The sequence below is a fragment of the Denitraticella aggregata genome (assembly GCF_048158365.1).
In the GTDB taxonomy this organism is placed as follows: Bacteria; Pseudomonadota; Gammaproteobacteria; order Burkholderiales; family Rhodocyclaceae; genus Azoarcus_F.
In genome coordinates, this window is record NZ_JBLLNL010000001.1 from 81,676 (window position 1) to 96,633 (window position 14,958).

Sequence of the window (14,958 nt, forward strand, 5' to 3'; positions counted from 1 at the left end):
GGGCGCGGTGAGTGTCGCTTCAGCCCGGGCGGGCCCTGCGGTCGCAGTCGTGGCAGATCGCGCTGAGTTCGATCTCGCTGCCGGCCAGTGTGTGGCCGGCAGCTTCGAGGCTGCGCGCCAGCGCCGCCAGCGCGACGTCGTCGTGCAGTTCGGTGACCCGGCCGCAACCCGGACACACGAGGAAGAGGCCGGCCTGGTCGTGACCGTCGTGGTTGCACGCGACGAAGTGGTTGATGCGCCCGATCTTGTGCGCCAGCCCCTGATCGATCAGGAAGTCCAGCGCGCGATAGACGGTCGGGGGTGTGGCCGAGGGATGGGCCCGTCTGATCTGGTCGAGCAGATCGTATGCCTTCAGGCCGCCTGGCTCGCGCCTGAGCAGCGCGAGCACCTGCCGTCTGATCGGGGTCAGGCTGCTGCCCCGCGTCTTGCACAACGCGGCTGCATGATCGAGAAAGCGGCTTTCTTCCGCGGACGAAACGTCGGACAGGTCGGGCATCGAGCTCGTGGCTGCGTGTGTAAGTGGCGGCGCGTGTGGCGGCCGGTCGGGCCGTGCCCGGCGCCATGGATGGGTGAACATGCTACCTCATCATCGCCGCTGTCGGCGGTGTTCCAGCAGCCGGGCGACGAATGCGCCGAAGCGCATGCCGCGCAGGCGGTCCGCGATGGGACGCCGCCGATCGGGCATGTCCCGGCCGCACCGATCGGCGTCCACCCCCGGGCCGGATTGGTGTATCGTCCGGCCCGTTCGACAAAAGCAAGGATGAGGAAGATGATGACCGACGCCACGACCGGGAGGGTGCACACGCTGACCCGGGAGGCCCTGCTGGCAGCACCCGAGGACGAATACATGTCCGACGCCCAGCTTGATTTCTTCCGCGCGCTGCTGCTAGCCGAGAAGCACGCCCTGCTGGACGCGGCGCGCCAGACGACGGCGCATCTGCAGGACAACGAGGCGATCCCGGACTGGACCGACCGCGCGACGATCGAGGAAGAGCACGCACTGGAGCTGCGCGTGCGCGACCGTGAGCGCAAGATGATGAAGAAAATCGACCAGGCGCTGGCCCGAATCGCCGAGGGCAACTATGGCTGGTGTGACGAGACCGGTGAGCCGATCGGGATTGCGCGTCTGCTCGTGCGTCCGACCGCGACGCTGAGCGTGGAAGCGCAGGAACGTCACGAAGCGATCGAACGCGTGTCGCGCGGCTGAGCGGCGGGCCAGGGTCCATGCAGGCGCCGGGTGGCGACCGACGTATCCCGGTCATCGTGCTGACCGGGTTCCTCGGCGCGGGCAAGACCACGCTGCTCAACCATCTGCTCGCGTGTCCGGAGATGGCGCGCAGCGCGGTGCTGATCAACGAGTTCGGCGAGGTCGGCGTCGACCACCATCTGGTCGAGAAGGTAGACGAGACGCTGGTGGTGCTCGATTCCGGCTGCATCTGCTGCAGCGTGCAGGGCGACCTGGTCAAGGCGCTAAAGGGCTTGTTCCAGCGTGCGCTCAGGCGCGAGATCGGTCCGATCGACCGGGTCGTGATCGAGACGACCGGCCTCGCCGACCCGGCGCCGGTCATCCACACCCTGATGCAGGATGCGTTCATCGCCGACCGCTACCGCATCGACGGCGTGATCACCGCGGTCGATGCGACCCATGCCGGCGACCAGCTCGTTACCTACCCCGAGGCCTTGCGCCAGGTCGCGATGGCCGACCGGCTGCTGATCACGAAATGCGACCTCGCGGATTTCTCGACACGGGTGACGCTCGCCGATCGCCTGGCGGAGCTGAATCCGGGCGCCGAGCGCATCGAGGTCTTCCGCGGCGAAGTCCCACCCGCCGTGTTCGACGGCTGCGGGCTGTACGAAACCGCCGGCAAGCTTCCGGATGTCGCGCGCTGGCTGGGCGATGAAGCCGCGCGCGCGCAGGCGGCGCGTACTCCCGCGGTTTCGGGGCCCGCTGCCTGGCGCAAGCCGGGCGGGGCGCAATCGCAAGCCCCGGCAGCCGTGGCCTCTCGTCATGACGATGCGGTCACCAGCTATGTGCTGACCTTCGATCAGCCGCTCGACTGGCTGGGGTTCGCGGATGGGCTGGGCCTGCTTCTGCAGGTCCACGGCGAGCGCATTCTGCGCGTGAAGGGGCTGCTCAATGTCGCGAACGATCCACTTCCGCGGGTGGTGCAGTGCGTGCAACATGTCGCCTATCCGCCGACCAGCCTGCCCGCCTGGCCGACCGAGCCGCCGTATGACGACCGCAGGAGCCGGCTGGTCTTCATCGTGCGCGATCTCCCCCGCCAGGAAGTCGAGAGCATCATCGGCAGCCTGAGCGGGCAGGCGCCGCAGCCGCCTGACGACGCCGATCGGCCAGCGTGAGCCGGATGCAGCCGTGCCGGCGGTCAGCGTCGCGTTGTTCGTGACATCGATTGAGCCGTACAATTCGCGTCTAAAGGAGAAAGCGAACCATGGCCATATACGAATCCGAGCACACCAAGTTCATGCGCGAATGGCTGGAGAACCATCCAGAGGAAGTCGAAGAGCAGAAGAAGGGACGCGCGCTGTGGTGGGACAAGCCGCAGGAGGTCGAGCAGACGCGGCGCTATCGTCAGGCGAGCGTGCCGACCAAGCCCTATTACTACGACCCCACCCACTGAGGGTGACGGACCGTTCTGGTGTCGCTGCCTGATCCGCATGTCCTGATCGACCTGGAGACCACCGGGGCGAACCCGGTCAGCGACCGGATCACCGAGATCGCGCTGCTGCGCATAGAGGGTGGCGAAGTGGTGGCGCGCTGGCAGAGCCTGGTCAATCCCGGCTGCGGCATTCCGCCCTTCATCCAGCGCATCATCGGTATCACCGATGACATGGTCGCGACCGCACCCCGGTTCGCCGAGCTGGCCGACACGGTGTGCGGACTGCTCGCCGGCGCGGTGTTCGTCGCCCACAATGCGCGCTTCGACTACGGCTTCATCCGCAATGCCTATGCCCGCCTTGGGCAGGATTTCGAGGCGCCGGTGCTATGCACCGTCAAGCTGTCGCGTGCGCTGCATCCCGAACATCATCGCCATGGTCTCGATGCGCTGATCGAGCGGCACGGCTTCGTCTGCGATGCGCGTCATCGGGCGATGGGCGATGTCGAGGTTCTGTGGCAGTTCTCGCACATGATCCGGGAGCGTTTTTCGGCCGACGTGCTGTCACGGGCGGTCGAGCGCGCGATGAAATTCGCGGCCCGCCCGCCCGCCCTGCCGGATGGCGTGCTCGAGGGGCTGCCCGAATGGCCGGGCGTGTACAGCTTCTTCGGCGAGAACGACACGCTGCTGTTCGTGGGGCGGGGCGCGAACCTGCGCGCGCGCGTCACCGAGCACTTCTCGACCAGCAAGCGCAAGGGCAAGGATGCCGAGCTCGCAGCCCGGGTGCGCCGGCTGGAATGGGAGGAGACAGCAGGCGAGCTGACCGCGCTGTTGCGCGAAGCCGAACTGATCCGCGCGCTGCGTCCGCCGCACAATCGTCCTCCGTCCCCGCCCGGCGAAGTGTTCGGCCTGCGGCTGCTGGCGAGCCGGCGCAACGCGTCGGTGTTGCAGCGGGTGAAGCTCGATGGCACCGATCCGACCGACTGGCAGGACGTGCATGGCACCTTCCGGTCCCGCAAGGAAGCCGAGCACCTGTTGCGCGAACTCGTGAACTTCTATCGCTTGTGTCCGCGCCGCCTCGGCATCGAACCTGCCGGCAGGGGCGCATGCGTCGCCTACCAGAACAAGCGCTGTGCCGGTGTGTGCGTGGGCAAGGAGAGCATCGAGGCCCATGATGCGCGCCTGCTCGGTGCGCTCGCGTCGGTCGGGCTCAAGCCGTGGCCGTGGCCGGGCGCGGTGGTGGTGACCGAACGTTCTGAACACGCCGATCTATGCGCACATCATCTATTCGACCAGTGGTGCCATTTGGGCAGCGCGGCCGATGATGCCGCCCTCGCCGAACTGTGCGCAGACCGACCGCCGCGACGTTTCGATCTGGACACGTACCGGATACTGCAGCGCTGGCTGACCAGCGACGCACACCGTGACAAGGTTCGTGAAATCGCCGGCCGGGCTGGTTCCCATTCAGGTGGTGATCAACGCACTGCCGGGACCTGCCAACCCCCTCACCTTTAAGGTGAGGGTTGGGGTGGGGACGGGTTCAGCAGGTTTGCTTAGAAACCTTCCCCTGACGGGGCGTACCCCGTTGCCGGATCCGGCACCCGTCAGGCGGCCAGGCTCTGCAGGCCCGAGTAATCGGTCAGCCGGATCGCGCGATGGCCGCGCTGCGCGATGAAACCCTCACGTGTGAAGCGGTTCAGTACCCTTGAGAAGCTTTCCGGGGTCATGTTCAGCTGCGACGCGATGGTCTGCTTGCTGGTGGAGAGCCGGACTTCGATCGCCTCGCTGGCTTGGTCGGCATGCTTGACCAGATAGTGCGCGACCCGTTGGGCTCCATTGCGCTGTTCGCACAATTCCATGTCGCTGACGAGTTCGCATATTCGCTCCGACATGCGTCTCATCAACGCGCGGGCCAGTCCCGCATCGGCGGCCAGCGCCAACTGCAGCAAGCGCTGCGGCAGGAAGATCACGATGCCGTCTCTAAGCATCTGTGCCGACAGGATCTGCGCCTTGTCGCTGAACACGCTCTCCTCGCAGAAGGTGTCGCCGCGTCGGGCGATCCGCACGATGCGCTCCGTGCCGGTGCTGGAAGTCAGGAACAGCTTGAGCTCCCCGCGTGCGACGATGAACATGCCTTCCGGACGGTCGCCCCGATTGATCAACGTACTGCCGCCGTCGAGGCGACGGATGCGCGCGCCCTGGGCGAGAATGTCGAGGGCAGGGCGCTCGACCATGCCGAAGGGTTCGAAAGCGAGGAGGGTTTCGGTGATGAAGCTCAGCGGTTCGGCGGTCATGGTGTCTTCTCCGGTCCAGCATCTTCGACTTGTTGTTGGAAACGAGTCTAGGTCGGTGCACGGCGCGTTTGAACAGGGGGTAGCGCAGGGAGTAGCGAGCCGAATACCTCTTCCGAGGTACGGGTAGTATTTGTCAAATTGTTGATTATCATGAGATCGTGCGTTCGATCCGATTTCGGGTGGACGATGTGGGGATGAAGAGGTATCCCCACGAACAGGGTGTGTTGCGGAGATTCACGATGAATCTGGGTGGGCTGAGGCGCCTGAGCGATTTTCTGGCGAGTCGCGCGATCCTGCTGTTGCTGGGTGCGATGTTCATGGCGGTCACGCTGATCGGCGTGGTCGGCATGAGCGCCTCGGTGGTGGTGGCCGAGTCGGTGCAGGGCAGTGGCAGCGCGATCAACGTCGCCGGCAGCCTGCGGCGGCTGACCCATCGGGTCAGCGCGCTGGTGGTCGCCGAAACGCTGGAGGGTAGTATCGGGCAGCCTGACGTAGAGGCCGCGATCGAAGAGTTCGACTCCACGCTGGTGCATCCGGCGCTGACGCAGGTGGTCAACCGTCAGAGCGGGAGCGTGCCCGAAGCGATCTATCGCGGGGTGGCCGCCCACTGGCACGAGCGCCTCGCGCCACGCTTGCGGGCGCTGGTCGAGCAGCGTGAGCAGGTGGGCGTGGCGGCGCGCGATTACGACGCGGTGCTGGCCGAGGTCGATGCGTACGTCGATCAGCTCGATGCCCTGGTCGCCGTGCTCGAGCACGAGACCGAGTCGCGCATCCGGCAACTCAGCACCATTCTCGCGGTTGCACTGTTCGCGACCGGGGCGGTCGTGCTGGCATCGTTTCTGCTGATCAGGCGATGGGTGTTGCTGCCGCTTGCGGACCTGCGTGCCGCGGCCGGCAGGATCGCCCGCCGTGATTTCTCGACCCGAAGCGCTTATACCGGCCGCGACGAGCTCGGACAACTGGGGGAGGCCTTCAACATGATGGCTTCCGAGCTGTCATCCGCGTATCAGGACCTCGAGCGCAGGGTCGAGCGCAAGACCGCCGACCTGCGTCGCAGCAATCGCTCGCTGGAACTGCTCTATCACGTGATCTCGCGCCTCTACCATGCGCCGGCCAGCCCCGAGTCCTACGCGGAGACACTGAACGACATCGAGCGTGCACTCGGCCTGAAGGGCAGCTTCGCGTGCGTTCAGTCCAAACATGGCGGCTCGGCGACCGTGCTCTTTTCCGGCATGAGCGACTGCGCCGGACCCGGCCGCGATCGCGATGCGGTGTGTCTGGATTGTCCCGGTCGCAGCGAGCCCTGGCGTTATCGCAGCGTCGGCCAACAGGACGAACTGATGGTGCCGCTGCGTGATTCGGAGCATGTCTACGGCATGCTTCGGCTCGCGCTGGAGCCGGGGCAGCGGCTGGAACCGTGGCAGACGACGCTGATCGAGGCGCTGTCCCGGCACATGGGCGTTGCGCTCGGCATCACGCGTCAGACCGAGCGCGAGCGGCTGCTCGCACTGCAGGAGGAGCGTTCGGTGATCGCGCGCGAACTGCACGACTCGCTCGCGCAGTCGCTGTCCTACATGAAGATCCAGGTCAGCCTGCTGGCGCCGATGCTGGCCGAACCGGGACGTGACGACAAGGCCGCGGCGGTTCTGGCGGACCTGCGCGAGGGCATCAACTCTGCGTATCGCCAGCTGCGCGAGCTGCTGTCCAGCTTCCGGCTGCAGATCGAGGGCGACTTCAATCGGCTGCTGCGGGCGACCGCCGACGAGTTCGCCGGTCGAAGCGGCATTCCGGTCGATCTGGACGTCAATCTGGGCGGCTGCAATCTCGGACCGAACCAGGAGATCCATGTGTTGCATATCGTTCGCGAGGCCTTGTCGAATGCGACCCGGCATGCCGGCGCCCGCCGGATATCGGTTACCCTGTCGCACGATGAGCGCGGCGAGGTGTCTGTCTTCATCGACGACGATGGCAGGGGCATCGGGCGTGCGCCGGAGTCGGCGCTGCATCATTACGGACTGACCATCATGAGCGAGCGCACGCGCAGTCTGGGCGGCCACCTGCAGATCGGCACGCGTCCCGGCGGCGGCACCCGGGTCGAGGTGGTGTTCCTGCCGCGCACCGAGGCGGACGTGCAACCGGCCCAGAGCGTGATCACCCTGACATGAACGACGCAACCCAGACGGTCGTCGTCATCGACGATCATCCCCTGTTCCGCAAGGGCCTGGCCCAGTTGTTGCGCAACGTGAGCGAGTTCGAGCTGGTCGCGGAGGCGGCCAGCGGCAGCGAGGGTCTGGCCTGCGTGCTGCGCTACAGGCCGGATCTGTTGCTGCTCGACCTGAACATGAAGGAGATGTCCGGCCTGGACGTGCTCAGGCAGATCAGACAGGCCGACCTGGATACCCGCGTGGTCATGGTCACCGTGTCGGATGCGGCCGAGGACCTGGTCGCGGCGCTGCGCGCCGGCGCTGACGGTTACCTGCTCAAGGACATGGAGCCGGAGGCCATGATCGACGCGCTGAAATCGGCCGCCGCCGGTCGCATCGTCGTGTCGGATGCGCTGACTCATCTGATGGCGGCCGCGCTGCGCAAGGATACGCGCCCCGACAACCCATCCGAGGCCGGTCTGACCGAACAGGAGCAGCGCATCCTCGAGCGCATCGCCGGCGGATTGTCCAACAAGCTGATCGCGCGCGAGCTCGATATCGCCGAGGGAACGGTCAAGGTTCATGTGAAGCACATCCTGCGCAAGCTCAACCTGCGCTCCCGGGTCGAGGCGGCGGTGTGGGCGGTCGAGCATGCACGCGGGGGGCGGTCATGAGCGGGTTGCCGATGCTGAACTGGGAGGAGGCCGGTGCGGCGCATTCGATGCGCTGGCACTCGGGCAACGACCTGCCAGCGCCGCGCCGACTCGTACCGGCCGACGACACGATGCCGGCCGATACGGCCTATCGTCTCGCCTGCGAAGGCACGGCGCTGCTGTGGCGCGGCGACTTTCAGAATGCGCGGCTGCTGCTGCAGGCGATCGCACGACGCATCGGGCGCAGCGCCTCCGGTGGGGCGCGTGCTGGCAGATCGCGCGGGCGACGCGGGTCGAACGACGTCGCGACGCCGCCCGACCCGGTCGACGCGTTCAACCGCTATCGCATGGCCCAGTCCCAGCGCGCGCGCATCCTTGGCTGCGTGCTGATTCCGTTCGACGACGACTACGTGATTCCACTGCGTCGTGCGCCGGATGTGCGCGATGCCTGCAGCGAGGCCTATGGTCGGTCGACCGGGCCGTGCGTGATGTCGCTGCGCGAACTGCAGGGCCTGATCGGCGCCCATGAATGGCGCAAGAAGGGCGTGGCGATTCCGGCGCTGGATGCGCACATCCATCCGCACTACGGTGTGTTTTCGCCGGTGCGCGGCGAGTATGTCGATCTGGTCGCGCAGGCGCCGCTGCCGACGGTGCGCCTCGCATTCGACATCGGCACCGGTACCGGCGTGCTTGCCGCGGTACTCGCGCGGCGTGGGGTGCAGCGGGTCGTCGCGACCGATCAGGATGCCCGGGCGCTCGCCTGCGCACGCGACAATATCGGGCGTCTCGGTCTGGACGCATGCGTCGAGGTGATCGAGGCGGACCTGTTTCCGCCCGGTCGCGCCGACCTGGTGGTGTGCAATCCGCCGTGGCTGCCGGCCCGGCCGACTTCAAAGCTGGAAGGGGCGATCTACGACCCGGACAGCCGCATGCTTCGCGGCTTCCTGGCCGGGCTCGGCGAACATCTGGAACCGGGGGGCGAGGGCTGGCTGATCCTGTCCGATCTGGCCGAGCACCTCGGCCTGCGCACCCGCGCGGAATTGCTGGAGTTGTTCGCGTCGTCCGGCCTGCGGGTGCTGGAACGCGTCGATATCCGGCCCAGGCATGCGCGCGCGTCCGATCCGGACGACCCGCTGCATGCCGCCCGCTCGGCCGAGATCACGTCGCTGTGGCGCCTCGGCCATGCAGGTGGCGACCGATGAAGACGCTGAACATCATCGGTTGCGGCCGCGCGGCCAGAACGCTTGCGCGACTGTGGTCGCACAGCGGTTCGCTACAGGTGCAGGACGTGCTGACCCGCTCGGCCGCGAGTGCCGTCGAGGCCTGCGCCTTCATCGGTGCGGGCCAGCCGGTGGATGTGCTCGCGCACATGCGGCCGGCCGATTTCTGGATGCTCGGCGTGCCGGACAGTGCCATCGTTGCTGCGGCGGAGCGACTCTCAGGCAGCGGCGCGCTGCGCGACGGTGACGCGGTGTTCCATCTGAGTGGCTTCACCGCGTCGACCGCGCTGGCTGCGGCTATCCGGGCGGGTGCGCGCACCGCGAGCGCCCACCCGGTGCTGAGTTTCGCCGACCCGGCGTGCGCGATCGCGCAGTTCGCCGGCGTGCTGGTCGGCGTCGAAGGGGAGGCGCGCCTGCGCGCCGAACTGCACGCGCTGTTCGCGGCGATCGGCGGCGAGTGCTTTCCGGTCGACGCGCAGTCCAAGCCGCTGTACCACGCCGGGTCGGTGTTCGCGTCCAACTTCATGGTCGTCATCGTCGATGCGGCGCGGCGCGCCTATCTGGATGCCGGCGTACCCCAGCAGGTCGCAGAGCGCCTGCTCGCACCGCTGGCGCGCAACGCAGTCGACAACGTTCTCGCGCGCGGCCCGGCCGCGCTGACCGGTCCCGCCGCGCGGGGCGATCATGCGGTGGTCGAGGCGCAAGCGCGCGTCGTGTCGGCATGGGACGCCGATAGCGGCAAGGCCTACGATGCGCTGACGGCGCTCGCCTACCGGATCGCCGGCATCGAGCGGCGTTGAGCGGGGTACGCGGTTCTCGCATTCCGGGCCCCGTTGCGGCGACTGCGAACTGCATCCCGAACGGGTTCGTGCTTGGCCGGTGATGGTCCAATTGCCCTTGAGCGACCTGCGAATCCAGATGCAGGTTTGATGCTTGCGCAAAAAATGAATCACGTTCAAAATTCGACCCTAGATTAATAGGAGGTGGGTTCGTTGAGCACGCGCGAACGGCGACAACGTGAGATTCAGGAGCGCGAGGCGCTGTTTCTGAGGACGGCCGAAGGGGTCATCGAGGGCGAAGGTTTCCTGAACCTGCAGATGGCACGGCTGGCCGAGGCCTGCGATTACGCGACCGGCACGCTGTACCAGCACTTTGCTTCCAAGGAGGATCTGCTGCTGGCGTTGGTGGTCCGGCAACTCGAAGCGCATATCGACGTGTTTCGGCAGATCGCGAGCTGGCGTGCCGCGACACCGCGCGAGCGTATGTTCGCGATCGTCGTCGGCGACCTCGACTTCAAGCGTCGTCATCCGGAGCACATGAAGCTGGTCCACTATGTGCATACGCAGGCGGTGTGGGAGAACACGTCCGAGGCGCGCCGCGAGCAGGCACTCGCATGCAGCGATCCGGTCGGTACGATCGTGACCGCGATCGTCCGCGATGCGATCACCGCCGGCGACCTGAGTCATGACGGCCTGACCGACATGGAACTCGCGATCGGGCCGTGGAGCATCTGCGAGGGCATGACCGCGCTGAAGCAGGTCAAGGGTCTGTTCGACGCACTCGGCATCGAGGATGTCGATCGCCTGCTGTTCAGGCAGGTTCAGACCTATCTCAATGGCATGGGATGGAAGCCGTTCGCCGACCCGGCGGACCAGGCGGCCACCGATGCGCTGGTGGCCCGTGTCCGGGCCGAAGTATTCTGATGTTCAAGGCTCACGAGGCCTGCGGAGGCATTGCATGAAACGCATGGTGATCATGCTCATAGGCGTCGGCGTGTTGTTTGGCGGCGTCTTCGGGTTCAAGTATTTCGTCGGCGGCCAGATCGACGCGTTCTTCGACAACATGCCCGAACCGGTGGCAAGCATCACCGCGACCGAGGTACTCGAGACCGAATGGACCGACCGCCTCGAAGCGGTCGGCACCTTCGCGGCGGTGCAGGGCACGCTGCTCACCTCCGAGGTCGCCGGCATCGTGCGCGAGATCCGTTTCGACAGCGGCAGCAGCGTCGAAGCGGGCGCCGCGCTGCTGGTGCTGGATTCCGATACCGATCAGGCGCGCCTGCGCAACCTTGAGGCGACCGAACGGCTGGCGCGGGTCGAACTGGAGCGGGCCAAGCGTCTGATCGAGCAGCGGACCCTGCCGGAGGCGGAACTGCCGCGGCGCCAGAGCGAGCTCGATCAGGCGGTGGCCGCAGTGGCCGAGCAGCGTGCGCGCTTGCAGCAGAAGACGATCACCGCGCCGTTCGCGGGCGAAATCGGTATTCGCCGGGTGAGCCTGGGCCAGTATCTCGCCGCGGGCGACCCGGTGGTGTCGCTGCAAACCAGCGATCCGATCCATATCGATTTCACCTTGTCCGAGCGCCACCTCGCCCGGCTCGAAAAGGGTCAGCCCGTCACCGCCTACGTGGATGCCGAGCAAGGCAGCTTCGACGGGCGCATCATCGCGATCGAACCGGGCGTGCGCGAGAGCACGCGCAGTTTCGCGGTGCAGGCCGAGTTGCCGAACACTGACGGACGTCTGCGTCCCGGCATGTTCGGCCGGGTGCAGGTCGTGACCGGTGCGCCGCGAACGGTCAGCGTCGTGCCGCAAAGCGCGATCCGCTTCAATCCCTATGGAAACATCGTGTTCGTGCTCGGCGAGGACGCGGACGGCGCGCTGCGCGTGAGCCAGCGTTTCGTGCAGACCGGCGCGCGGCGCGGTGACCTGATCGAGATCGTCGAGGGGCTGGAGCCCGGCGAGCGGATCGCGACCAGCGGGCTGCTGAAGCTGCGCAACCAGGCCCGGGTCGCGGTGAGCGACGATCCGGCTGTGCAGCCGACCGCCGATCCGGACCCGCGTCCGGCCAATACCTGATTTCGGCGGCCGGGCGGCGACGCCTGGCCGGGAAGGGACATCATGCAGATCCGATTCACCGATACATTCATCAACAAGCCGGTGCTGGCCATCGTGGTCAGCCTGTTCATCTTCCTGCTCGGCCTGCGCGCGGCCGTCGACCTGAACGTGCGCCAGTTTCCCGAGATCAAGAACGCGGTCGTGACCGTGTCGACGACCTACTTCGGCGCCGATGCAGACCTGATGCAGGGTTTCGTCACGACGCCGATCGAGCGCGAGGTCGCCGCGGCTGAGGGCATCGACTACGTGGTGTCGACCAGCGTCGCCGGCGTCAGCAACATCCAGGCCTTTCTGCGCCTGGATGCGGATCCGAACGAGGCGCTGACGCAGATCGCGGCGCAGGTGAACAAGGTGCGTTCGGTGCTGCCGCAGGAGGCCGAGGAGCCAGTCATCACGCTGTCGGTCGGCGAGACGATCGCGGCGATGTACATGAGCTTCTACTCCGAGATCCTCACCAACAGCCAGATCACCGATTATCTGGTGCGTGTGGTCGAACCGCAGCTGTCGACGATTCCGGGCGTGCAGCGCGCGGTGATCCTGGGCGACCGCACCTTCGCGATGCGGGTGTGGCTGGATCCGGAGCGCATGGCGGCGATGGGCGTGACCGGATCGGACGTGTTCGCGGCGCTGCAGGCCAACAACGTACTGTCGGCGGTCGGGCGCACCAAGGGCCAGAGCGTCACCATCGAGCTCACCGCGGCCACCGATTTGTCCACGCCGGACGAGTTCGAGCAACTGGTGGTGCGCGCCGAGAACGGCGCCATCGTGCGTCTGATGGACATCGCCGAGGTCGAACTGGGTGCGGAGAACTACGACAACTCGGTCAGTTTCAACGGTCTGTCGGCGACCTTCATCGGCATCGAGGTGTCGCCGGACGCGAACGCGCTCGACGTCATCGCCGACGTGCGCCGGGTCTGGCGCGAACAGATCGAGCCGCAGTTTCCGCAGGGGCTGGACGGCGACATCGTCTATGACTCCACCGAATACATCGAGAGCGCGATCAATGAGGTGATCGAAACCATCGTGCTTGCGCTGGTGATCGTGGTCGCGGTGATCTACCTGTTCCTCGGCTCGGTGCGCAGCGTGATCATCCCGGCGCTGGCGATGCCGCTGTCGCTGGTCGGCACGCTGTTCCTGATGCTGCTGATGGGCTTCTCGATCAACCTGCTGACGCTGCTCGCGATGGTGCTCGCGATCGGCATCGTCGTCGACGACGCGATCATCATCGTCGAGAACATTCACCGCCATATCGAGGACGGCATGAAGCCATTCGACGCGGCAATCCGCGGCGCACGCGAACTGGCGTGGCCGATCGTCGCGATGTCCACGACGCTGATCGCGGTGTTCCTGCCCATCGGTTTCGTCGAGGGCATCACCGGCACACTGTTCGTGGAGTTCGCGTTCACGCTCGCCGCGTCGGTGGTGATCTCGGGCGTGGTCGCGCTGACGCTGAGCCCGATGCTCGCGTCGCGCCTGCTCAAGGCCCATTCCGGCGACGCGAAGCGCGGCTTCGAGGGCTGGCTGGACCGGCGCTTCACCGCGCTGGAGCAAAGCTACCAGCGCCGCCTGCACGGCGCGCTGGACAGCCGCGCGGTGGTGCTCACCTTCGGCCTGATCGTGCTGGTGTCGTGCTATTTCCTGTTCGTGACCAGCCCGAGCGAACTCGAACCGGTCGAGGATCAGGGTTTCGTGCTCGCGATCGCATCGGCCGACGCCTCGACGACGCTGGACCAGCTCGAACGCAATACCGCGGTGATCAACCGCTATCGCGACGAGATTCCGGAGCTGGCGAACATCTTCCTGCTCAACGGCCTGGGTGGCGGCGGGGTCGGTGCGACCAACCAGGCGATCTCCGGTTTCGTGCTCGCGCCGTGGGACGAGCGCACCCGGACCACGCAGACCATTCTCGAGACCGAACTGCAGCCGCGTCTGGAGCAGATCCCCGGCCTGAACGTGTTCGCGCTGGTGCCGCCGTCGCTGCCCGGCGGAGGCGGCGGCGCGCCGGTGGAGTTCGTGATCCGCAGCACCGAGCCGGCCGAGAACCTGCAGGAGGTCGCGCAGGAGATCCTTGGCCGCGCGATGGCGACCGGGCGCTTCATCTTCGTCGACGGAGACCTCAAGATCGACCGGCCGCAGAGCGAGATCCGCATCGATCGCGAAAAGGCCGCGCTGATGGGGGTGGACATGCAGACGCTGTCGAACGACATCTCCACGCTGCTTGCCGGCGCACAGGCCGGACGTTTCGCGCTGGAGAACCGCTCCTATCGCGTGATCCCGCAGCTGGAGCGCGCCGCACGGCTGACGCCGGAGCAGATCGAGGACTTGTATACCCGCAACCGCGCCGGCGAGCTGGTGCCGCTGGCGACGCTGGTGACGCTCGAGGACAGGGTGCAGCCGCAGCAGTTGAAGCGCTTCCAGCAGCTGAACAGCGTCACGCTGTCCGGCGTACCGCGCCCCGGCGTGACGCTGGGCGAGGCGCTGGCGATACTCGAAGGCATCGCCGACGAGGTGCTGCCACCGGGCTACAGCGTCGATTACTCCGGCCAGTCGCGCCAGTTCAAGAGCGAGGGCCAGCAGCTGATCCTGACTTTCTTCTTCGCGCTGATCGTGATCTACCTGGTGCTGGCCGCGCAGTTCGAGTCCTTCCGCGACTCGGCGGTGATCATGATGACGGTGCCGATGTCGATCGCCGGCGCGCTGATCTTCGTCAGCCTCGGCTTTGCGACGCTGAACATCTATACCCAGGTCGGCCTGGTCACGCTGATCGGCCTGATCGCGAAGCACGGCATCCTGATCGTCGAGTTCGCCAACCAGCTGCAGGCCGAAGGTAGCAGCAAGCGCGACGCGATCGAACAGGCGGCCAGTATCCGCCTGCGCCCGATCCTGATGACCACCGCCGCGACCGTGCTCGCGATGATCCCGCTGCTGGTCGCCAGCGGCCCGGGCGCCGGCTCCCGCTACGCGATGGGTCTGGTCATCGCGACCGGCATGACCATAGGCACGCTGTTCACGCTGTTCGTGGTGCCGGCGGTGTATCTGTATCTGTCGCCGGAACGCAACCCGAAAACCGCCGTCACGGGGACAGGCACGCCCGTGGCGCAGGCCGAGCCCGCGCGCTCATGACCAACGGCTTCATTGCA

At 66.7% G+C, this 14,958-nt stretch carries 13 protein-coding genes; 11 read left to right on the forward strand and 2 right to left on the reverse strand.

Annotation, left to right across the window (positions count from 1 at the left end; genetic code table 11):
• Window positions 1-19: 19 nt before the first annotated feature.
• Window positions 20-496 carry a transcriptional repressor gene (locus ACKVEX_RS00410; RefSeq protein WP_473213697.1) on the reverse strand — a complete coding sequence of 159 codons (477 nt, stop codon included), beginning with the start codon at window positions 494-496 and terminating at the stop codon, window positions 20-22.
• A gap of 273 nt (window positions 497-769) precedes the next feature.
• Between ACKVEX_RS00410 and dksA the strand changes: the two genes are divergently transcribed.
• From dksA to ACKVEX_RS00430, 4 genes are all read left to right on the forward strand, one after another.
• Entirely contained in the window at window positions 770-1,207 is a 438-nt protein-coding gene (gene dksA, locus ACKVEX_RS00415; protein WP_473213698.1) for an RNA polymerase-binding protein DksA, read from the forward strand.
• Window positions 1,208-1,224: 17 nt separating this feature from the next.
• A complete protein-coding gene (locus ACKVEX_RS00420; RefSeq protein WP_473213699.1) occupies window positions 1,225-2,361 on the forward strand; it encodes a CobW family GTP-binding protein in 1,137 nt (378 codons plus the stop codon).
• Window positions 2,362-2,450: 89 nt separating this feature from the next.
• The gene (locus ACKVEX_RS00425) at window positions 2,451-2,639 is read left to right on the forward strand and encodes a DUF3460 family protein (RefSeq protein ID WP_473213700.1); all 189 of its coding nucleotides are present in this window, start codon (window positions 2,451-2,453) and stop codon (window positions 2,637-2,639) included.
• A gap of 18 nt (window positions 2,640-2,657) precedes the next feature.
• Window positions 2,658-4,130 carry an exonuclease domain-containing protein gene (locus ACKVEX_RS00430; protein WP_473213701.1) on the forward strand — a complete coding sequence of 491 codons (1,473 nt, stop codon included), beginning with the start codon at window positions 2,658-2,660 and terminating at the stop codon, window positions 4,128-4,130.
• Window positions 4,131-4,219: 89 nt separating this feature from the next.
• Here the strand turns inward: ACKVEX_RS00430 and ACKVEX_RS00435 are convergent, their stop codons facing one another.
• Window positions 4,220-4,909 (reverse strand): Crp/Fnr family transcriptional regulator, encoded by a 690-nt coding sequence (locus ACKVEX_RS00435; RefSeq protein ID WP_473213702.1) that lies wholly within the window; start codon window positions 4,907-4,909, stop codon window positions 4,220-4,222.
• 239 nt (window positions 4,910-5,148) lie between these two features.
• On the opposite strand from ACKVEX_RS00435, the gene ACKVEX_RS00440 reads away from it, so the two are divergent.
• From ACKVEX_RS00440 to ACKVEX_RS00470, 7 genes are all read left to right on the forward strand, one after another.
• Entirely contained in the window at window positions 5,149-7,074 is a 1,926-nt protein-coding gene (locus ACKVEX_RS00440; protein ID WP_473213703.1) for an ATP-binding protein, read from the forward strand.
• Window positions 7,071-7,727 (forward strand): two-component system response regulator NarL, encoded by a 657-nt coding sequence (gene narL, locus ACKVEX_RS00445; protein ID WP_473213704.1) that lies wholly within the window; start codon window positions 7,071-7,073, stop codon window positions 7,725-7,727. The genes ACKVEX_RS00440 and narL overlap by 4 nt, the downstream gene beginning before the upstream one ends.
• On the forward strand, window positions 7,724-8,908 hold the full coding sequence (locus tag ACKVEX_RS00450; protein WP_473213705.1) for a methyltransferase: 1,185 nt from the start codon (window positions 7,724-7,726) through the stop codon (window positions 8,906-8,908). Before narL ends, ACKVEX_RS00450 begins: the two co-directional genes overlap by 4 nt.
• Window positions 8,905-9,726 carry a Rossmann-like and DUF2520 domain-containing protein gene (locus ACKVEX_RS00455; RefSeq protein WP_473213706.1) on the forward strand — a complete coding sequence of 274 codons (822 nt, stop codon included), beginning with the start codon at window positions 8,905-8,907 and terminating at the stop codon, window positions 9,724-9,726. The genes ACKVEX_RS00450 and ACKVEX_RS00455 overlap by 4 nt, the downstream gene beginning before the upstream one ends.
• A 192-nt stretch (window positions 9,727-9,918) precedes the next feature.
• The gene (locus ACKVEX_RS00460; RefSeq protein WP_473213707.1) at window positions 9,919-10,629 is read left to right on the forward strand and encodes a TetR/AcrR family transcriptional regulator; all 711 of its coding nucleotides are present in this window, start codon (window positions 9,919-9,921) and stop codon (window positions 10,627-10,629) included.
• A 34-nt stretch (window positions 10,630-10,663) separates the two neighbouring features.
• Window positions 10,664-11,779 carry an efflux RND transporter periplasmic adaptor subunit gene (locus ACKVEX_RS00465; RefSeq protein ID WP_473213708.1) on the forward strand — a complete coding sequence of 372 codons (1,116 nt, stop codon included), beginning with the start codon at window positions 10,664-10,666 and terminating at the stop codon, window positions 11,777-11,779.
• Window positions 11,780-11,821: 42 nt separating this feature from the next.
• The gene (locus ACKVEX_RS00470; protein ID WP_473213709.1) at window positions 11,822-14,941 is read left to right on the forward strand and encodes an efflux RND transporter permease subunit; all 3,120 of its coding nucleotides are present in this window, start codon (window positions 11,822-11,824) and stop codon (window positions 14,939-14,941) included.
• Window positions 14,942-14,958: the final 17 nt, after the last annotated feature.

Bases quoted from the DNA above. Each gene is read 5' to 3' on its own strand.
- ACKVEX_RS00410 (WP_473213697.1), bottom strand. From the start codon at position 496: ATGCCCGACCTGTCCGACGTTTCGTCCGCGGAAGAAAGCCGCTTTCTC.
- dksA (WP_473213698.1), top strand. From the start codon at position 770: ATGATGACCGACGCCACGACCGGGAGGGTGCACACGCTGACCCGGGAG.
- ACKVEX_RS00420 (WP_473213699.1), top strand. From the start codon at position 1,225: ATGCAGGCGCCGGGTGGCGACCGACGTATCCCGGTCATCGTGCTGACC.
- ACKVEX_RS00425 (WP_473213700.1), top strand. From the start codon at position 2,451: ATGGCCATATACGAATCCGAGCACACCAAGTTCATGCGCGAATGGCTG.
- ACKVEX_RS00435 (WP_473213702.1), bottom strand. From the start codon at position 4,909: ATGACCGCCGAACCGCTGAGCTTCATCACCGAAACCCTCCTCGCTTTC.
- ACKVEX_RS00440 (WP_473213703.1), top strand. From the start codon at position 5,149: ATGAATCTGGGTGGGCTGAGGCGCCTGAGCGATTTTCTGGCGAGTCGC.
- narL (WP_473213704.1), top strand. From the start codon at position 7,071: ATGAACGACGCAACCCAGACGGTCGTCGTCATCGACGATCATCCCCTG.
- ACKVEX_RS00450 (WP_473213705.1), top strand. From the start codon at position 7,724: ATGAGCGGGTTGCCGATGCTGAACTGGGAGGAGGCCGGTGCGGCGCAT.
- ACKVEX_RS00455 (WP_473213706.1), top strand. From the start codon at position 8,905: ATGAAGACGCTGAACATCATCGGTTGCGGCCGCGCGGCCAGAACGCTT.
- ACKVEX_RS00465 (WP_473213708.1), top strand. From the start codon at position 10,664: ATGAAACGCATGGTGATCATGCTCATAGGCGTCGGCGTGTTGTTTGGC.
- ACKVEX_RS00470 (WP_473213709.1), top strand. From the start codon at position 11,822: ATGCAGATCCGATTCACCGATACATTCATCAACAAGCCGGTGCTGGCC.